Below are 17,585 nucleotides of genomic sequence, written 5' to 3' on the forward strand. Positions count from 1 at the left end.
GCAATAGCAACAAGATACGACAAACTTGAGCGAAATTATGCCAGTATGGTTGCCATGGCTTTTATAATGATGTGGTTACCCATGTGGGCTGTATAAGTTATGTACACGAAACGTCAACAGCCCCTAGTTATATTCACCTGCCACTGGCTCTGAATAAGGACGGTAATAAACTTTCCAAACAGAATCACGCCCAACCAATCCCATTGGATGATCCCCGGCCGTTATTGATTGAAGCATTATCTTTCCTTAATCAGCCTGTCATAAAAAACTGGCAAGATCTTTCCCACGATCAACTGTTGAACAAAGCAATAGTACGTTGGGATCTGGATCGAATTCCACGGCAAGGTAAAATATACAGGTAACGTGAATAAAGTTAAGGTTAGTCATAACAACCATTCTCAAAAAATACACAGTAGGCTATGATTAGCTGCTGTTTTTTATTCGTTTTATATGATTAGTTACTTATCGAGGTGTACCATTTTTAACCGAGTAGCAAATTTCTGCCGTAATTTATTGATCCGCGAGGGGAAAATTAACCGCGAGCTACAGGCAGCCAGTGAAAGGCCAGTCACCGTATCTGACCGTTCTACTCAGGAAGAGTACGTAACTCTTCACTCTAATCGCAAAAAAACCCATCAGTCCTCATCCAACGTGAAAACACAAAGGAAGGTTGAGCAGGAGAGTCTTCATTTGGATTTACCAATAACGGTAATTCCACGGGAGCAGCACAATATTTCCCGCAAAGATATCAGTGAAAATGCCCTGAAAGTACTTTATCGTTTAAATAAATCCGGCTTTGAAGCTTATCTGGTCGGCGGTGGTGTCCGTGACTTACTACTCGGCACACAACCGAAAGATTTTGATATTGCAACCAATGCAACACCAGAACAAGTCCGTAAATTATTTCGCAACTGCCGTCTGGTTGGACGCCGCTTCCGTTTAGCCCATATTATGTTTGGCCCGGAAGTGATTGAAGTTGCAACATTCCGTGGGCCACATGAGCAGACTGATTCTGATGATAAAAATCAGTCACAACAGGCTCAGAGCGGTATGTTGTTACGGGATAACATCTTCGGCTCAATTGAAGAAGATGCTATGCGCCGTGATTTCACCATTAACAGCCTCTATTACGGCATCAACGATTTCTCTCTGCGTGATTATGCCGGTGGCCTTAATGACCTGGAAACCGGTGTTATCCGTCTGATTGGCGATCCAGAAACCCGTTATCGGGAAGATCCGGTCAGAATGCTGCGTGCAATTCGTTTCGCCAGCAAACTGGATATGACAATCAGCGAAGATACCGCCGAGCCTATTTCCCGTCTGGCTTTTCTGCTGAGTCATATTCCACCAGCTCGTCTGTTTGAAGAGTCGTTAAAACTGTTGCAAACAGGTCAAGGCTACAGCACTTATAAACTTCTGCGCGAATACCGTCTGTTTCAACCGCTATTCCCATTGGTTCAACGCTATTTCACCGAAAATAATGATTCACCTATGGAGCGTATGCTCAATCAGGTTTTGAAGAATACCGACTATCGGCTACAAAATGATAAACGGGTTAACCCGGCGTTTCTGTTCGCCGCGATGCTTTGGTATCCATTGGTTGAACACGCAGAAAAGCTATCTCAGGAAAGTGGTCTGACTTACTACGACTCCTTCGCCCTGGCGATGAATGATATTCTGGACGAACAGTGCCACTCTATCGCTATTCCTAAACGCCTGACAACCATCATGCGTGATATCTGGCAATTGCAGTTACGTCTGCCGCGCCGCCATGGTAGACGGGCAAACAAACTGATGGAACACCCTAAATTCCGTGCTGCCTATGACCTGCTGGAATTGCGTGCCAATGTCGAAAGCCGTAATGAGCTAAAAGACCTTGCTCATTGGTGGGGAGAATTCCAGCAAGCCAACGCATCACAGCAACGGAGTATGATTTCTGAGCTGGGCAATGATATTGCCCATCGTCGTACACGACCACGCCGCCACTATAAACCAAGACGGAGCAGGGACAACTGATCATGACCCGTGTTTATATCGCTGTTGGCAGCAACCTGGCAGAACCTGTGCGGCAAGTAAAAAATGCACTTGCTGCATTAAGAGATTTACCGGAAACAGAGTTTATTGCCAGCTCTTCATGGTATCGAACCAAACCGATGGGGCCACAAAATCAGCCTGACTTTCTGAATGTGGCGGTAGCACTGGAAACCATTCTGGCACCTGAAGAGCTGCTCAATCACACTCAGGCGATTGAACTGGCTCAGGGACGAGTCAGAAAAGATGAACGTTGGGGGCCAAGGACACTTGATCTGGATATCATGCTATTTGGTGATCAGGTGATTGATACCGAACGCTTAACCATCCCCCACTATGGACTGAAACAACGCGAATTCATGCTCTACCCGTTGGCTGAAATCGCCCCTGACCTGGTATTTCCTGATGGGGAAGCTTTATCTGAAAGACTGAAACATATCCCGGAAAACGGCCTGGTACTCTGGCAGCCACCGCAGCCCTCTGATCCTAATCATTGTAGATAAGGATCTCAGTTCAGTCCGTGGCCGATTTCTGTATATAACAAGAAAAATTGCAGGAGGAAGATAGATAATGAAACCCATCACCATGGCTGATCTGAATCAGCTCAAAAAAGAAAAACGTAAATTCGCTACTATTACCGCTTACGACTCCAGCTTTGCCCAGCTATTTGCCGGGCAAGGTATTGATGTCATGCTGGTTGGTGATTCACTGGGTATGACATTACAAGGGGCTAATACCACCATTCCAGTGACTGTCGAAGATATTGTCTACCACACTCGTTGCGTCCGTGCTGGTGCGCCCTATACTTTCCTTATTGCCGATATGCCTTTCATGAGTTATGCCACACCGGAACAAAGTTGTGAAAACGCCGCCAAACTTATGCGTGCCGGAGCTAACATGGTGAAAATTGAGGGCGGCAGTTGGTTAAGCGATACCACTAAGATGCTTACCGAACGTTCCGTACCTGTTTGCGCTCATTTGGGACTAACGCCTCAGTCTGTTCATGTTCTTGGGGGTTATAAAGTCCAGGGACGTGATGAAAAATCGGCTAATCAGTTGATAAAAGATGCGATTACACTGGAACAAGCGGGCATACAATTGCTGGTGCTGGAGTGTGTCCCTACCGAATTAGCTAAACGGATTACCGATGAATTACAAATCCCGGTGATTGGTATTGGTGCCGGTAATGTGACTGACGGACAAGTTTTGGTGATGCATGACGCACTGGGAATTACCGCCAGACCACCTAAATTTGCGAAAAACTTCCTTGAAGAGGCAGGAAATATGCGCGATGCCATCCGCCTGTATAAAGAGCAGGTAGAAAGTGGATCCTATCCTGGTAAAGAACATTCATTTGATTAATAAATTATCCTTGTTAGCCCGAAGACTTTGAACACATTAAGGAGTATTAAGCAATGCTGATTGTCGAAACAGTACCGATTCTACGCCGTGAAATCCGCCGTTGGCGTCAGGAAGGGAAACGCATTGCACTGGTGCCAACAATGGGTAACCTGCACAACGGCCATATGACATTAGTTGATGAAGCCAAAGGGCAGGCAGATATTGTCATCGTCAGTATCTTCGTTAACCCGATGCAGTTTAATCGTCAGGATGATCTGGCAAGATATCCACGTACCTTACAAAAAGATTGCGAAAAACTTCACCAACATGGTGCTGATCTGGTCTTTGCCCCCTCCGATAAGGAAATATACCCCAATGGTATGGAACATCAGACGTATGTTGAAGTTCCTGAACTTTCTACCATACTGGAAGGTGCCAGCCGTCCTGGTCATTTCCGCGGTGTTTCAACCGTGGTGAGCAAACTGTTCAATCTGGTGCAACCGGATTTAACCTATTTTGGCGAGAAAGATTTTCAGCAATTACAACTTATCCGCAAGATGATTGCCGATCTGGCTTATGATATTACTTTAGTTTCAGTACCAACGGTACGCGATAAAAATGGCCTGGCACTGAGTTCGCGTAATAACAATTTAACCGCCGATGAACATAGAATCGCGCCAGAACTCAGCAAGATCATGAAATCTATCGCTGAAAAAATGGCGCAGGGTGAACGCCACACAGAACGATTACTCACTCAAGCTTCCGAACAGCTACGCCAAGCTAGCTTTATGCCTGATGAGTTGTTTATCCGTGATGCCGAAACTCTGGCACCATTGAATACCGAAAGTAAAAACGCGGTTATTCTGATGGCCGCCTGGTTAGGGCAAACCCGATTAATCGATAATCAGCAGGTCGATTTAACTCAATAATAGTCTGTTCTGTCAGACGTTATTGACGCAGAAAAATAAAATAACAGGTTCTAAGTTGTTATCAAATCAGGAGAAAACCATGTTGCGCACTATGCTACAAGGGAAATTGCACCGAGTGAAAGTCACTCAGGCAGATCTGCATTATGAAGGTTCCTGTGCAATTGATCAGAACTTTATGGATGCAGCCGGTATTCTGGAATATGAAGCCATTGATATCTATAACGTGGATAACGGCGAACGTTTTTCCACTTATGCTATTGCCGCTGAACGTGGTTCCAGAATCATTTCAGTCAACGGAGCAGCGGCTCACCGTGCTAAGGTAGGTCATAAGTTAATTATCTGCTCATATATACAAATTTCTGACGAAGATGCCCGTCATCATAAGCCTAATATGGCTTACTTTGACGGTGACAATATTATGAGCCGTATTGCCAAAGCCGTTCCGGTTCAAGTGGCCTGAATACTCACCACATGATTAATAATGGGTAGGTCGTGAAGACATTATAAATAAACTTCCCCTACCCATCACCACCACTTAATTACAAAACAATTTACAAATTAAGTCCTCAACCCCCGCCCTGTTTCAATCAAATACCAGGCGACAAAATAAAAAACCGCAATAAACGCAGTCAAAACACCCAACGTTACTGTTAAAGAAACATCGGTAATTCCCATAAAGCCGTAACGGAAACCACTAATCATATAAACGATCGGATTCAGTTTGGAAACAGCTTGCCAAAATGGCGGTAATAATGTCAGCGAATAAAACACCCCGCCAAGATAAGTCAGAGGCGTTAATACGAAGGTCGGAATAATGCTGATATCATCAAATGTCTTAGCAAAAATAGAATTCAGCAAACCACCCAGCGAGAACAGAATTGATGTCATCAGCAAAGTGACAACAATCATCCACCACGCATGAATATGAAGCGGAACAAAAAACAGAGAAACCAATGTCACCAGAATACCAACACAAACACCGCGGGCAACACCACCACCCACAAAACCTGCAATAACAATATGTGTTGGAACCGGCGCTACCAATAATTCCTCAATACTGCGCTGAAATTTCGCCCCAAAGAAAGAAGAAGAAACATTGGCATAAGAGTTAGTAATCACTGCCATCATAATCAGGCCAGGGACAATAAACTGCATATAATCCACACCGCCCATTTGTCCAATCCGCGAACCGATCAAACTACCAAAAATAACAAAATAGAGTGACATAGTGATAACCGGCGGTAATAAAGTCTGTACCCAGATACGACCAAAACGGGTAATTTCTTTAATCCAGAGCGTTTTTAGCGCCACCCAGTACAGCTGAATCATTTACGGTCTCCTTGCTTGTTGTTCACCAAACTGACAAACAACTCTTCCAGACGGTTCGCTTTATTACGCATACTTGGGATCTGAATACCCTGAGCATTTAATTGGGTAAATACACCATTTAACCCCTGTTCACGCTGAACATCGACTTCCAGGGTCGATGTGTCTATCACCCGGTAATTATATCCGGCAAGTTCAGGCGCTGGACTCTTCGTCGCCAGATCGAAGAAGAACGTTTCAGATTCCACCTGACTAAGTAAATTTTTCATACTGGTGTTTTCCACCAGCTCACCATGCTGAATAATACCAATATTACGGCACAGCATTTCTGCTTCTTCCAGATAATGTGTGGTCAGAATGATCGTGGTTCCCTGGGCATTCAATTCTTTCAAAAAACGCCACATAGAGCGGCGCAGTTCAATATCAACACCGGCTGTCGGCTCATCAAGGATTAATAATTTAGGCTGATGCATCAAAGCACGTACAATCATCAGACGCCGTTTCATACCACCAGACAAGCGGATCGCCCGTTGATCGCGTTTTTCCCACAGATCCAATTTTGACAGATAAGTTTTCGCTCTGGCTTGAGCCACTTTTCGCGGCACACCGTAATAACCCGCCTGATTGAGAACAATCTGCAACACCGTTTCAAACGGGTTAAAGTTAAACTCCTGCGGAACAAGACCTAACTGGCGCTTGGCATTCACAATATCCGTATCAATATCGTAGCCAAACACCTTAACCTTACCGCTGCTTTTGTTTACCAGAGAACTGATAATACCGATTGTGGTGGACTTCCCTGCACCGTTCGGACCCAATAACGCGTAGAAATCTCCTGCTTCTACATTCAGGTCAATCCCACGCAGCGCCTTAACATCACCAGTGTAGGTCTTGGTAAGCTGCGTTAACTCCAATGCATAAGTCATAAATTAAAAAAACCTTTATTATCTGGCCGCTTTTGCGTGCAATATGAAAATATAATGCGCCTTTCCTGCCTGGTTTTCTTTGCAAAAACAGTAGAAAGATGAAAAACAAACAGCAACAAAATATTAAAATTTTAATTGATGTTGTATATGATTCTATCTTAAATAAACGCTATCAGGCTATTCACCATGATGAAAAAAATAGAAGAGTTGCTTGCCAATAACAAGCAGTGGTCAGAATCGGTTAACGAAGAAAACCCAAAATTTTTCAAAGAATTAGCAAAGTCTCAGAAACCCCATTTCTTGTGGATTGGTTGCTCAGACAGTCGGGTACCCGCAGAAAAACTGATTGATGCCGCTCCCGGTGACCTGTTTGTGCACAGAAATGTGGCAAACCTGGTTATCCATACTGACTTAAATTGTCTTTCTGTTATTCAATACGCAATAGACGTACTGGAAGTTGAACATATTATTATCTGCGGCCATTATGGCTGTGGTGGTATCGAAGCCGCAATTGATGGCACTGAACTGGGATTGATTAACAACTGGCTGCTGCATATCCGCGATCTCTGGTATAAACACAGTTCTATGCTAGGTGAATTACCGCCTAATGAACGCCTGAACCGTCTGTGCGAAATCAACGTTGTCGAACAAGTGTATAACCTTGGTCACTCAACTATTATGCAAGCCGCATGGAAACGGGGACAGAAAGTGATGATCCACGGCTGGGTTTACGGTATCCATAATGGTCAGTTGCAGGATCTGGACGTCACGGCTGACAGTCGTGAAAAGCTGGAACTTGCCTATCGTCAGACCGTATCCAAACTGACGAATAAAAAGTAAGTTTTCAGGTAACTATACCCTATAGATTTCAAGATGCATCGCGACGGCAAGGGAGCGAATCCCCAGGAGCATAGCTCACTATGTGACCGGGGTGAGCGAGTGCAGCCAACAAAGAGGCAACTTGAAAGATAACGGGTATAACAAAATACGCTGTAGAAAAGGTTATATTTAACCTCTTCTACAGCGTAATTAAACGAAGATTAATACAGATTTTCATTTTATTAAATCGCTGCCTATTTAAATATCAAGTATCTATTTTGATTTCTTTATTTTACGAATGTACGCATATGGTAATAAAAAGAAAACAAAATAGTTCATGAAAAAGAACATTTTTATGGGCGATCTAATCACATTACCTGTAATAACAATGTTGATATTTCGGTAAGACCACTCTAAAGTGTCAACAATGTGATAACAGTTACTTGCGAGGAAAGTTCTATGCTCACTCATGTCAGAAAAATTGCAAACTCTGTTGGTACTATTATTCCAGCTCAACTATTGAAATCCCTCTACCTGAAAGAGGGTGACCAATTATCAATTGTCGAAGAACAAAGGAAAACCGTGATCTCTGCGGTAAACCATCGTCCCAAGTACAAATTAGCCGATCGACTTGCTTTATGTGACTCAGAAGCACCAATGCCTGAAATCTTAAAAGAATGGGATGCCAGTAAGCCTGTAGGGAATGAAGTGTAATGGCAATATTTCAACGAAGGGATATTATTGAGGCTTGCTTAAACCCAGTCGCTGGTCAAGAGCTGCAAGGTGACAAAAGGCCATACATATTGGAATAAATTCTACTGTTAATCAGGGATATCTGCCGATATGGTTCTACGACCGGAAGCCGTATTAGGCACCAGTGCCGAAATGTAGATAGGGACGCAGCCCTATACATCATTCCTGAATCACAAAATAAAAACGGCAACCCGAAAGCTGCCGCTTCCAGATTCTGTAAAAATTACTCTTCCAACAAAATCACATGGCCGATATAAGGCAAATGGCGATAATGCTGCGCATAATCAATACCGTAACCCACAACAAATTTATCTTCAATTGAGTAACCAATCCATTCAACCGGAACATCAACTTCACGGCGGGAAGGTTTATCAAGCAAAGTACAGATTGCCAGTGATTTTGGCTCACGCAGTGCCAGAATTTCACGCACTTTATTCAGAGTATTACCTGAATCAATAATGTCTTCCACAATCAGCACATGTTTGCCACGAATATCTTCATCCAAATCTTTAAGAATTTTCACATCGCGGGTGGAATTCATACCGCTGCCATAACTGGAAGCCGTCATAAAATCCACTTCATGAGGAACCTGAATTTCACGGCACAAATCAGCCATAAAAATAAATGAGCCTCTCAGTAACCCGACCATAACCAGCTCGTTGCCACTGTCACGATAGTGTTCAGTGATCTGTTTTCCCAACTCAGCGATACGTTGCTTAACCTCCTGTTCGGAGATCATAACTTCTACAGTGTGTTTCATTATAAATATAACCAATTGTTTTTAAAAATAATAATCATGATAAAGCACAGTGAAAATCATGATTATTAGTATGCCGATTGATACTCCGTTCTTTTGAACAGAATAAGATACAGCTAACCAACAAATCGTTCTAGTGACTCTAATATTTTGCGTTTCTGTCCACGTTTCATCGTCGGGGAACATTTAACCGCCTTATAAACTTCACGCATACAATAATCAGCGACTTTACCTTTAACAATATTATGATAATCAGTGCTGATTTTTCCCTTAATATCATTAATATCAAATGCCGCATGAGCATCTATACAATTAACAAACGAATCCCATTGCAAAAACTTATGATCTTTCTGAGGCAGATCAACCTGACATTGAAGAAGCTCCTGCCGTAATTGGATAAATTCGCTGATTTTAGAATTAATTATCAGAACAAGCAGCGGCTCACAGTAGCAAACCAACAGATATTTTAACTTTGGAGGCGTTGTAAAAGGACAGTGAAGATAAAGAACATCTCCTATAGCTAAACTCTGCCGGGCTAAGAAATCTGCCCTAAAAGATGCAGGAAATTTGTCACCAAGATTAGTCATCAGCTACTCAGCAGAAGTCAGATAAGCAACTAATTTGTCACCATCTTTGCAACTGGCCGCTATTACTTCCAATGGAATTTCACCATTCTGATCAGCGGCCATCCAAACGCTATCGTGACTGATATCACGTATTTCTTTAAAAGAAAGATTCCCATACTTCTCAATTGCTTCATTTATGCAATTAATATCTGAATCACTGAATACATCTTCATTGAAATTACGTAACGCACGCACCTGATGATTTCCATTACTGCCGTCTACTGACAAAGATGATCGAATAACATCAATGTCACACCCATTTGGAATAAAGCGCCCGTCACCTCTGGCTATCTTTATAATATCATAAGCATTTTCTGCGACAGGCCCATCTTTCATCGCAAGATAGTTATCACCGGTAATAAGCCGTCCATAATGTTCTAAATGGAGCCTGTCAGCAAAATACAGAATTTTACCCACATGATAAATATCAGGGATTGGCGCTACAGAGGCAACATACAGAATAGCCTCTACAGCCTTTTCTGAGTCAAACCTTACATTAAGCATCTCAACACCTTCATTTAAACAGGACAAATAACACTCAAAAATCTGCGTCTATTTTAGTGCCTACAGCAATCACTGTACAACGCTTTGTGGTGTTCTATTGATACTGACCGCCACCATGGCCTAAAAAACACGATAAAACCAAATAAGAGGCAATGTGAGCAAGATTATTTACTAACAGTAAAACCCAGCATCATACCGGTATCCTCATGCTCCAGCAGATGACAATGCGCCATAAATGGATGTTTAGCTCCCGCCGTATGATTGAACTGAACCAGCACTTCACTCTCCTTACCTTCCACATGAACAATGTCTTTCCAGCCACTGCGGTGAGCGGCAGGTTTGCGGCCATTTTCACGCAAAATGCGGAAACGGGTACCGTGGATATGGAACGGATGCAGCATCATATCGCCAACCCCCGAAATCACCCAGTGCTCATATTGCCCCTGTTTAACATCAAAAGCAGGTTCTGTCATAGAGAAAGCCTGCCCATTGATGGTATTCGCATGATGGAAATTGAATTCACCGCCATGATGCATATCTCCGTGGTTCATATTCCCATGATGCATTCCCATACCCGCCATAGCTTGCTCACCGTAGCGCTGAGACAACAGCATCATCCCCTGCATATCCAGACGACCATCCATCGCCAGATGCAAACTACGTCTATTCAAGCCCTTTAGGGAAGGCAAGGCAGGAAGAGCGACAAGCTGCTCCGACAATATTGTGCGGCTGGAAAAAAGCTGAGGTTGAATGCGCAAAACTGGTAATGGCTGATCAAACGGCGGTAATGTCATTCCCATCTGAACTACCGGTAACGTCACCAGATCGAAAGGTTTTCCATCCGACGTATTCACTACGACTTCAAAACGTTCTCCCGACAGAATCGATAACTCATTAACCGCAACGGGTTCTGCTAACAAGCCACCATCACTGGCAACAACATACAATTCTCGGCCATCACCAACAGCGATATTCAGGCTGCGGGCATTACAACCATTCAGCAAACGCAGGCGTAACCAACCACGTGGCGCGATATGCTGAGGTAAAACAACGCCGTTGGTCAACATCATATCGCCAAACCAACCAACAGCAGCACTCATCACATCCAGTTGATAATCAATCTGACCCTCTTTATTCAAGCGTTTATCCTGTAAAATCACCGGAACATCATCCACCCCCCATTGGTTTGGCAAACCCGTTTTAATGCTGTTCTCATCTTCAATCAGTACTAATCCACCAAGCCCCATTGCCACCTGATAACCCGTCTTACCATGTGTATGCGGATGGAACCAGCAAGTTGCTTCCGGTTGTTCAAGGGTAAAACTCACGGTTCGACTCCCACCTGGTGCAATCATCGCATGTGGACCACCATCAGCCTCCCCGGTAATTTCCAGACCGTGCCAGTGAACCGTCGTCTCTTCCGGCAGATGATTACGAATATCGATAGTAACAGGTTTACCTGAAGTCAATTTCAATGCCGGGCCAAGTAAATCACCATTGTAACCCCAAGTTTTAGTCACCGATCCCGCTCTAAAACAGGATTGCCCGGCTTTGATTTCAATAGCAATTTTACCTGATGCATCTGGCTCTATCTGTGGAGGAATGGGGAGCGCCGGATAGGGTTCAGCAAAGGAGAAACAGCTCCAGACAGGTAACATACCGGAGACACCGATAACGGCACTTAATTTAATAAAATCACGTCGTTGCATATCAATCTCCTGATTAAACTGGCAAAAAATAACACATAACAGCAACGTAAAGGTTGCCCTTACAGGAAGGTCAAGCAATGGGAATGTGATTTAAATCGATCTTTACAATAATTTAAAAAAATAAATTTTACCGGACAAAGATATTAATATGTTAACGTAACCTGACACGAATTCATTATAATAATACAAATGCGAAAATTAGCCTTATTGACTTACCTATTAGTTCTTTTCGGTTTTTCCCACCCCGCAAAAGCGCTGACAGAAAATGAAGCTGAAGATCTGGCGGATCTGACGGCGGTGTTTATCTATCTGAAATATGACTGTGGTTACAGCCAAATCCCTGACCGGGAAATTAAGCGGGCCATTATCTATTTCGCTCAACGTAATAAGTGGGATTTGACCAATTACAACAGCCAATTGATGGATAGACTCAATGAAGAAAGCTATCAGGATCTGAAAGGTATTTACCTCTCCAATGCGATAAAGTGCCATGCCCTCGCCAGAGATTCGTTGAGCCTATTTGCCTACGTGAAGTAGTTCCTCCCCTAATACCCCTTAAGGGGTAAATTTCACCGTGCAACTGTGAGGATTGTTGGCTATTATGTGAGCCCAATTTTCACGGCCATCACAGTGGAGGAAAGCTGCGGCATGTCACAAAAAGAAACTTGGTACGAAACCCTGCACGCCAATTTTGGTCAGTATTTTTCGGTCGATAAAGTGCTTTATCACGATAAAACTGAGCATCAGGATTTGATTATCTTTGAAAATGCGGAGTTAGGCCGCATCATGGCGCTGGATGGTACAGTACAAACGACTGAACGTGATGAATTTATCTACCACGAAATGATGGCTCATGTTCCTCTGTTCGCCCACGGAAACGCCAAACGCGTGCTGATTATCGGCGGTGGCGATGGCGGTATGCTGCGCGAAGTCTGTCGTCATCAATACCTTGAAAGCGTTACTATGGTTGAAATTGATGCCGGCGTAGTTGAATTCTGCCGTCAGTATCTGCCTAACCATAATGCCGGTGCTTATGATGATCCGCGCTTCAACCTGGTCATTGACGATGGTGTTAATTTCGTTAGCACCACCGACCAGAAATTCGATGTCATTATTTCTGACTGCACTGATCCGATCGGACCTGGTGAAGGATTATTCACATCGGAATTCTATCAAGGTTGCCAGCGCTGTCTGAATGAAGGTGGCATTTTGGTTGCCCAGAATGGCGTCTGTTTTCTACAACAGGATGAAGCGGTAACCAGCCATAAAAAATTGAGCAACTATTTCGCTGACAGCAGTTTCTATCAGGCTGCTATTCCAACCTATTATGGTGGAATAATGACCTTTGCATGGGCAAGCCAGAACCGGGCATTACGTCATGTAGATCCGACAACACTGCAACAGCGCTTTAATGCCGCAGGTTTTACCTGCCGCTACTACAACCCAGCCGTTCACGCAGGTAGCTTTGCTCTACCGCAATATCTGCTGGATGCACTATCCAAGAACCCATAATCACCCATAAGCCAAGAGGTGAAATAAATTGCACAAGCTGAAATTGCACGGCTTTAATAACCTGACAAAAAGCCTGAGTTTTTGTATTTATGATATCTGCTATGCAAAAAGCCAAGCTGATCGGGATAGTTATATCGCCTACATTGACGAACAATATAACGCTAATCGTTTAACGGAAATTCTCAGCGAAACCTGTTTGATCATTGGTGCAAATATTCTGAATATTGCCCGCCAAGACTATGAGCCACAAGGGGCAAGTGTCACTATACTCGTCAGCGAAGAGCCGATGGATCCAAAGGATGTAGACAATACTGAAAATCCAGGTCCATTACCCGATTCTGTCGTTGCTCATTTGGATAAGAGCCATATCTGTGTCCACACTTACCCAGAGAGTCATCCGGGCGGTGGCATATGCACTTTCCGGGCTGATATTGAAGTATCAACCTGCGGTGTTATTTCACCTCTCAAAGCGCTGAACTATCTGATCCACGAATTGGAATCGGATATTGTCACAATGGATTATCGCGTGCGTGGTTTCACCAGAGATGTGAATGGCGTGAAGCACTATATCGATCACGAAATCAGTTCTATTCAGAATTATATGACCGAAGAAGTGCAATCACAGTATTACATGATGGATGTCAATATTTATCAGGAAAATTTATTTCATACAAAAATGATGCTAAAAGAATTTGACCTGAATGATTGTTTATTTAATGCCACACCAGAGCAATTAAGTGAAACTGAAAAGCTGGAAATTACCCATCTCTTAAAAAAAGAGATACAAGAAATTTACTATGGACGTAATTTACCCGCTGTTTAACTTTCACTAACTTATTATTTAACCTGAGGTTTGCTTAAGAAGGGGACTAAGTGCCTGAGGCACGATCAAAGTTTTTGCTAGATAAAACAAAATCGTGGAGATCCTCAGGCACATCTAATTTAGAAGAACTTTACTGCTCGATGACTTTTGCCAACAATTTATTCCTCTCTGGCATCAACAGTTAATTGAAAATGGCTTGCTCAAACGTCGCCGCGAAGTTTCCCTTTCTCTCAGTGAAATCATGACGCTCCTCATTTTATTCCACATGAGCCATTATCGTGATTTTAAAACGTTTTATATTCAGCATGTTAAACACTATCTTCAGGCCGATTTTCCCAAATTGGTCAGCTATACCCGGATGTTAACCTTGAAGCAAAAGGCGCTCATTCCCCTCTGTGCTTTTCTTTCGTCACGCAAGGCTGAAACCCAGAGGATCGCTTTTATTGATTCAACCAAAATTGCCGTTTGTCACAACCTCCGTATTCCCCGTCATCGCGTATTTGAGGGCGTCGCACAGCGAGGGAAAACGAGTACAGACGGTTTTATGGCTTTAAACTTCATCTGATTATCAATGATTGTGGTGAACTTTTGGCGGTTAAGTTGACCTCAGGAAATAAAGATGATCGTCATCCAGTCAAAGCACGGGTACAAGGGTTAAAAACCGAGCTTGAATTTACGGGATTGTGATATCGCTATTTTTAAACGAAACTGAGGTTAGTCATGTCACTTTGGTATTCTTAAAAGAAAAAACCCGCTGTTAGCGGGCTTTTCATGGTTTTGATAGAGGGATTATCTTACGAGTGTTTCGACAGCTCACGCCGAGCCAATTCAGCCAAGAATCCGCTGCGGCTATGATACTCACGATGTGAGTTCACGTATTCATCAATTCTACCCAACAAAAGTTGGGGCATAGTAATGTTTAGCTTGATGGCTTTTCCATCGTATTTAGTTAAATCCATGTCAACATAAGCCCAACTGCCGCCGGTGCAATCTTCATTGCTTAGATGGTCAGCAACAGTTCTGGCTTGTACTGGAGCCTCACCCTTTTCGCTCATGTATTCAAAATAAGTATCTAATGCGTTTTGAGCATCGCTAATAGCGTCGTCAATGGTATCGCCAGCAAAGTAACATCCGATCACGTCTGGCACAAAACCGGAAAACGATCCGTCGTCAGCCTGATGTAAATAAATAGGATATCTCATGCTTACACCTTCTCTTTGATTAAAGAGCGGCCTTTCAACCGCTTAATTAAGTTATTTCAGTCCTGCTTGTTTAAGTATTTTATTGAGCGTCCCGACCGCCAAATCTTTGCGCGGATGCGGAATTACTATCGGGCTGGGTTCCCCTGATTTCTCGAAAACATGATGCGAACCATTGGCTCGCACAAAATTCCAGCCAACCGCTTTGATTTGCTTTATTAGTTCATCGCTAGACATTATCCCTCTCTTTAATCAAAACCAAGAGAATGATAGCACTTTTCATACCCACCATCAACACCAATACCCATGATGGGTATAAGAAATATTGTTCGGGTAGCCGACTATTTTGTCACTCACAGGTTTAGAACGCGAATAACTAGCATTACTCATTATAAACCTGGATTAAGACCTAGCTCAATTGATGGCATTTAAACCAATTCTCCCTAGCTTAATTCCGGTATTGATCCCGCTGAAGCGCGGGTTACGTGGTGCTCTGTTACGAAATTGACTATTATCACCCTTTTTTATAGTAAGAAGATGCTTTAAAAATATTCTCACGACTAATTTTTTCCAACTTTAAACTCGTTCCATGGAATGTGTAGAACATCACAGTCATATATTTCCTGAATGGTCAACGCAGTCTTTTTCATTGAGGGAAAAATACCAGAAAAAATAATTTCATTGAAGTAAAACCACGCTGTGCATCTATATTCTCCCTATTTATAGAAATTTTAAAAATAGTGTCGAAATATTATGGTTATTATTAATTCATATATAAAAATAAGAATGTGAAAAAATTTTTATGATCTAGTATATAATTGTTAATTTTAATTGGAGGTTTTAAAAAATGGCTACATATCATATTTATAGACAGGAAAACTTTACTAGCAGATATGCGAAAGCTGGAGTAGTGCTCGCTAATCAGGTAAGTATATTAACAGCTGATTATACGCAAACACCTGCACATACAGACCCTTCATTTAAATGGGTACTCAATAATACTCCTGTGCCTGTGGATGGAGCGATTACAACTATTTCTCAACTGAATAAAGATTTGTATTGGGTACGCGGAGATGTTTTTACTGCTGGAACGGGAAGTTATATGGGCATTGAGCTCGCGTCTCAATCTCCCACAAAATCAAAATTACAAGTAATGCTAAAGAAATCAGGATTTGGAGAAGGTTATGACTTATATTCATTAGACAATGAATATATTATTATTGTATATGATCCTATTAATAAGCGTCATAGAATTTGTCTTTCTGCTGATCCTGATCCTGCTGGCTATCGTCCATGGTATTTTAATCAAGTAACCTGAGGTTTGCTTAAGAAGGGAACTAAGTGCCTGAGGCACGATCAAAGTTTTTGTCAAATAAAACAAAATCGTGGAGATCCTCAGGCATGTCTAATTTAGAAGAACTTTACTGCGGCGTCGATGACTTTTGCCAACAATTTATTCCTCTCTGGCATCAACAGTTAATTGAAAATGGCTTGCTCAAACGTCGCCGCGAAGCTTCCCTTTCTCTCAGTGAAGTCATGACGCTCCTCATTTTATTCCACATGAGCCATTATCGTGATTTTAAAACGTTTTATATTCAGCATGTTAAACACTATCTTAAGGCCGATTTTCCCAAATTGGTCAGCTATACCCAGATGTTAACCTTGAAGCAAAGGGCGCTCATTCCCCTCTGTGCTTTTCTTTCGTCACGCAAGGCTGAAACCCAGGGGATCGCTTTTATTGATTCAACCAAAATTGCCGTTTGTCACAACCTCCGTATTCCCCGTCATCGCGTATTTAAGGGCGTCGCACAGCGAGGAAAAACGAGTACAGGCGGTTTTATGGCTTTAAACTTCATCTGATTATCAATGATTGTAGTGAACTTTTGGCGGTTAAGTTGACCTCAGGAAATAAAGATGATCGTCATCCCGTCAAAGCGCGGGTACAAGGGTTAACAGGGTGTTTGTGGCGATAAAGGGTATTTGTCACAGGCCCTGTGCGATGAACTGGAAGCGGAAGGAATAACGTTAATCACTCATGTCCGTAATAACATGAAGGCAAAAGCGTTATCTCTCTGGGATAAGCTGATGTTAAGAAGGCGATTTTTGATATAAACGGTCGTGGATCAGCTCAAAAATATTTCTCAGATAGCGCATTCAAGACACCGCAGTCAGCTCGGTTTTTTATTGGAAATCGTCGCTGGCTTAATTGCTTATACATTCCAACCTAAAAAACCGAGCTTGGATTTACGGGATTGTAATATCACTTTTTTTAAACCAAGCTGAGGTTAATAAGACACCATCACAATAATTTCACAAAATAATCACTGCCC

Annotated in this window: 21 protein-coding genes and 4 pseudogenes; 16 read left to right on the top strand and 9 right to left on the bottom strand. The window is 42.7% G+C overall.

Going from position 1 to position 17,585, the window contains the following annotated elements; all coding sequences use genetic code 11:
• The 7 genes and pseudogenes from C5470_RS18080 to panD form a co-directional block, all read left to right on the top strand.
• A pseudogene (locus C5470_RS18080) lies at positions 1-96 on the top strand (IS5/IS1182 family transposase); the annotation flags it as partial.
• A gap of 26 nt (positions 97-122) precedes the next feature.
• Positions 123-362 (top strand): annotated as a pseudogene (locus tag C5470_RS18085) (tRNA glutamyl-Q(34) synthetase GluQRS); the annotation flags it as partial.
• A 151-nt stretch (positions 363-513) separates the two neighbouring features.
• Positions 514-2,016: a polynucleotide adenylyltransferase PcnB gene (gene pcnB / locus C5470_RS18090; RefSeq protein WP_242688104.1), complete on the top strand. Its 1,503-nt coding sequence runs from the start codon at positions 514-516 to the stop codon at positions 2,014-2,016.
• Between the two features lie 2 nt (positions 2,017-2,018).
• Positions 2,019-2,534 carry a 2-amino-4-hydroxy-6-hydroxymethyldihydropteridine diphosphokinase gene (folK, locus tag C5470_RS18095; RefSeq protein ID WP_166291061.1) on the top strand — a complete coding sequence of 172 codons (516 nt, stop codon included), beginning with the start codon at positions 2,019-2,021 and terminating at the stop codon, positions 2,532-2,534.
• Between the two features lie 67 nt (positions 2,535-2,601).
• The gene (gene panB / locus C5470_RS18100; RefSeq protein ID WP_036849740.1) at positions 2,602-3,393 is read left to right on the top strand and encodes a 3-methyl-2-oxobutanoate hydroxymethyltransferase; all 792 of its coding nucleotides are present in this window, start codon (positions 2,602-2,604) and stop codon (positions 3,391-3,393) included.
• Between the two features lie 53 nt (positions 3,394-3,446).
• Entirely contained in the window at positions 3,447-4,301 is an 855-nt protein-coding gene (gene panC, locus C5470_RS18105; RefSeq protein WP_166291062.1) for a pantoate--beta-alanine ligase, read from the top strand.
• Between the two features lie 79 nt (positions 4,302-4,380).
• On the top strand, positions 4,381-4,761 hold the full coding sequence (panD, locus tag C5470_RS18110) for an aspartate 1-decarboxylase (RefSeq protein WP_023044121.1): 381 nt from the start codon (positions 4,381-4,383) through the stop codon (positions 4,759-4,761).
• 98 nt (positions 4,762-4,859) lie between these two features.
• Here panD and C5470_RS18115 read toward each other — a convergent pair whose 3' ends face one another.
• Positions 4,860-5,630 carry an ABC transporter permease gene (locus C5470_RS18115; RefSeq protein ID WP_036849738.1) on the bottom strand — a complete coding sequence of 257 codons (771 nt, stop codon included), beginning with the start codon at positions 5,628-5,630 and terminating at the stop codon, positions 4,860-4,862.
• Complete coding sequence (locus C5470_RS18120) at positions 5,627-6,553, bottom strand: ABC transporter ATP-binding protein (RefSeq protein WP_166291064.1); 927 nt, start codon at positions 6,551-6,553, stop codon at positions 5,627-5,629. The genes C5470_RS18115 and C5470_RS18120 overlap by 4 nt, the downstream gene beginning before the upstream one ends.
• A 98-nt stretch (positions 6,554-6,651) precedes the next feature.
• Between C5470_RS18120 and C5470_RS23290 the strand changes: the two genes are divergently transcribed.
• From C5470_RS23290 to C5470_RS18130, 3 genes are all read left to right on the top strand, one after another.
• On the top strand, positions 6,652-6,774 hold the full coding sequence (locus tag C5470_RS23290; protein ID WP_278249200.1) for a hypothetical protein: 123 nt from the start codon (positions 6,652-6,654) through the stop codon (positions 6,772-6,774).
• Positions 6,740-7,393 carry a carbonate dehydratase gene (gene can, locus C5470_RS18125; RefSeq protein WP_036849736.1) on the top strand — a complete coding sequence of 218 codons (654 nt, stop codon included), beginning with the start codon at positions 6,740-6,742 and terminating at the stop codon, positions 7,391-7,393. The genes C5470_RS23290 and can overlap by 35 nt, the downstream gene beginning before the upstream one ends.
• A gap of 438 nt (positions 7,394-7,831) precedes the next feature.
• Entirely contained in the window at positions 7,832-8,086 is a 255-nt protein-coding gene (locus C5470_RS18130) for an AbrB/MazE/SpoVT family DNA-binding domain-containing protein (protein ID WP_152963102.1), read from the top strand.
• Between the two features lie 262 nt (positions 8,087-8,348).
• Here the strand turns inward: C5470_RS18130 and hpt are convergent, their stop codons facing one another.
• From hpt to cueO, 4 genes are all read right to left on the bottom strand, one after another.
• Positions 8,349-8,885 carry a hypoxanthine phosphoribosyltransferase gene (gene hpt / locus C5470_RS18135; protein WP_036849734.1) on the bottom strand — a complete coding sequence of 179 codons (537 nt, stop codon included), beginning with the start codon at positions 8,883-8,885 and terminating at the stop codon, positions 8,349-8,351.
• 113 nt (positions 8,886-8,998) lie between these two features.
• Positions 8,999-9,469, bottom strand: coding sequence for a hypothetical protein (locus C5470_RS18140; RefSeq protein WP_166291066.1), 471 nt, complete (start codon positions 9,467-9,469; stop codon positions 8,999-9,001).
• A 3-nt stretch (positions 9,470-9,472) separates the two neighbouring features.
• Positions 9,473-10,012, bottom strand: coding sequence for a Panacea domain-containing protein (locus C5470_RS18145; protein ID WP_036849732.1), 540 nt, complete (start codon positions 10,010-10,012; stop codon positions 9,473-9,475).
• Positions 10,013-10,176: 164 nt separating this feature from the next.
• Positions 10,177-11,721 (bottom strand): multicopper oxidase CueO, encoded by a 1,545-nt coding sequence (cueO, locus tag C5470_RS18150; RefSeq protein WP_166291068.1) that lies wholly within the window; start codon positions 11,719-11,721, stop codon positions 10,177-10,179.
• Positions 11,722-11,910: 189 nt separating this feature from the next.
• Here cueO and C5470_RS18155 point away from each other — a divergent pair, with 189 nt between their 5' ends.
• The 4 genes and pseudogenes from C5470_RS18155 to C5470_RS23785 form a co-directional block, all read left to right on the top strand.
• Complete coding sequence (locus tag C5470_RS18155; protein ID WP_036849730.1) at positions 11,911-12,258, top strand: YacC family pilotin-like protein; 348 nt, start codon at positions 11,911-11,913, stop codon at positions 12,256-12,258.
• 111 nt (positions 12,259-12,369) lie between these two features.
• The gene (gene speE / locus C5470_RS18160; protein ID WP_036849729.1) at positions 12,370-13,233 is read left to right on the top strand and encodes a polyamine aminopropyltransferase; all 864 of its coding nucleotides are present in this window, start codon (positions 12,370-12,372) and stop codon (positions 13,231-13,233) included.
• Between the two features lie 28 nt (positions 13,234-13,261).
• On the top strand, positions 13,262-14,056 hold the full coding sequence (gene speD / locus C5470_RS18165) for an adenosylmethionine decarboxylase (RefSeq protein ID WP_036849728.1): 795 nt from the start codon (positions 13,262-13,264) through the stop codon (positions 14,054-14,056).
• Between the two features lie 74 nt (positions 14,057-14,130).
• Positions 14,131-14,713: pseudogene (locus C5470_RS23785) on the top strand (IS982 family transposase); the annotation flags it as partial.
• A 137-nt stretch (positions 14,714-14,850) separates the two neighbouring features.
• Here the strand turns inward: C5470_RS23785 and C5470_RS18180 are convergent.
• From C5470_RS18180 to C5470_RS22950, 3 genes are all read right to left on the bottom strand, one after another.
• Entirely contained in the window at positions 14,851-15,258 is a 408-nt protein-coding gene (locus C5470_RS18180; RefSeq protein ID WP_036782624.1) for a type II toxin-antitoxin system HicB family antitoxin, read from the bottom strand.
• Between the two features lie 51 nt (positions 15,259-15,309).
• Positions 15,310-15,492, bottom strand: coding sequence for a type II toxin-antitoxin system HicA family toxin (locus tag C5470_RS18185; RefSeq protein ID WP_036849727.1), 183 nt, complete (start codon positions 15,490-15,492; stop codon positions 15,310-15,312).
• 323 nt (positions 15,493-15,815) lie between these two features.
• Complete coding sequence (locus C5470_RS22950; RefSeq protein ID WP_232832504.1) at positions 15,816-15,905, bottom strand: S-4TM family putative pore-forming effector; 90 nt, start codon at positions 15,903-15,905, stop codon at positions 15,816-15,818.
• 197 nt (positions 15,906-16,102) lie between these two features.
• On the opposite strand from C5470_RS22950, the gene C5470_RS18195 reads away from it, so the two are divergent.
• Together C5470_RS18195 and C5470_RS23790 are read left to right on the top strand one after the other, a co-directional pair.
• Complete coding sequence (locus C5470_RS18195; protein WP_070974616.1) at positions 16,103-16,573, top strand: hypothetical protein; 471 nt, start codon at positions 16,103-16,105, stop codon at positions 16,571-16,573.
• Between the two features lie 335 nt (positions 16,574-16,908).
• A pseudogene (locus tag C5470_RS23790) lies at positions 16,909-17,367 on the top strand (IS982 family transposase).
• Positions 17,368-17,585 lie beyond the last annotated feature (218 nt).

Source organism: Photorhabdus stackebrandtii, from assembly GCF_011189495.1.
In the GTDB taxonomy this organism is placed as follows: Bacteria; Pseudomonadota; Gammaproteobacteria; order Enterobacterales; family Enterobacteriaceae; genus Photorhabdus; species Photorhabdus khanii.

What these genes read in the sequence shown, in the direction of transcription:
- C5470_RS18185 (WP_036849727.1), bottom strand. Translation starts at nt 15,492, where the DNA reads ATGTCTAGCGATGAACTAATAAAGCAAATCAAAGCGGTTGGCTGGAAT.
- C5470_RS18115 (WP_036849738.1), bottom strand. Translation starts at nt 5,630, where the DNA reads ATGATTCAGCTGTACTGGGTGGCGCTAAAAACGCTCTGGATTAAAGAA.
- can (WP_036849736.1), top strand. Translation starts at nt 6,740, where the DNA reads ATGATGAAAAAAATAGAAGAGTTGCTTGCCAATAACAAGCAGTGGTCA.
- C5470_RS18140 (WP_166291066.1), bottom strand. Translation starts at nt 9,469, where the DNA reads ATGACTAATCTTGGTGACAAATTTCCTGCATCTTTTAGGGCAGATTTC.
- hpt (WP_036849734.1), bottom strand. Translation starts at nt 8,885, where the DNA reads ATGAAACACACTGTAGAAGTTATGATCTCCGAACAGGAGGTTAAGCAA.
- C5470_RS18155 (WP_036849730.1), top strand. Translation starts at nt 11,911, where the DNA reads ATGCGAAAATTAGCCTTATTGACTTACCTATTAGTTCTTTTCGGTTTT.
- panD (WP_023044121.1), top strand. Translation starts at nt 4,381, where the DNA reads ATGTTGCGCACTATGCTACAAGGGAAATTGCACCGAGTGAAAGTCACT.
- C5470_RS23290 (WP_278249200.1), top strand. Translation starts at nt 6,652, where the DNA reads ATGAAAAACAAACAGCAACAAAATATTAAAATTTTAATTGATGTTGTA.
- C5470_RS18180 (WP_036782624.1), bottom strand. Translation starts at nt 15,258, where the DNA reads ATGAGATATCCTATTTATTTACATCAGGCTGACGACGGATCGTTTTCC.
- panC (WP_166291062.1), top strand. Translation starts at nt 3,447, where the DNA reads ATGCTGATTGTCGAAACAGTACCGATTCTACGCCGTGAAATCCGCCGT.
- folK (WP_166291061.1), top strand. Translation starts at nt 2,019, where the DNA reads ATGACCCGTGTTTATATCGCTGTTGGCAGCAACCTGGCAGAACCTGTG.
- cueO (WP_166291068.1), bottom strand. Translation starts at nt 11,721, where the DNA reads ATGCAACGACGTGATTTTATTAAATTAAGTGCCGTTATCGGTGTCTCC.
- C5470_RS18145 (WP_036849732.1), bottom strand. Translation starts at nt 10,012, where the DNA reads ATGCTTAATGTAAGGTTTGACTCAGAAAAGGCTGTAGAGGCTATTCTG.
- C5470_RS18195 (WP_070974616.1), top strand. Translation starts at nt 16,103, where the DNA reads ATGGCTACATATCATATTTATAGACAGGAAAACTTTACTAGCAGATAT.
- C5470_RS22950 (WP_232832504.1), bottom strand. Translation starts at nt 15,905, where the DNA reads ATGAAAAAGACTGCGTTGACCATTCAGGAAATATATGACTGTGATGTT.
- speE (WP_036849729.1), top strand. Translation starts at nt 12,370, where the DNA reads ATGTCACAAAAAGAAACTTGGTACGAAACCCTGCACGCCAATTTTGGT.
- C5470_RS18130 (WP_152963102.1), top strand. Translation starts at nt 7,832, where the DNA reads ATGCTCACTCATGTCAGAAAAATTGCAAACTCTGTTGGTACTATTATT.
- C5470_RS18120 (WP_166291064.1), bottom strand. Translation starts at nt 6,553, where the DNA reads ATGACTTATGCATTGGAGTTAACGCAGCTTACCAAGACCTACACTGGT.
- panB (WP_036849740.1), top strand. Translation starts at nt 2,602, where the DNA reads ATGAAACCCATCACCATGGCTGATCTGAATCAGCTCAAAAAAGAAAAA.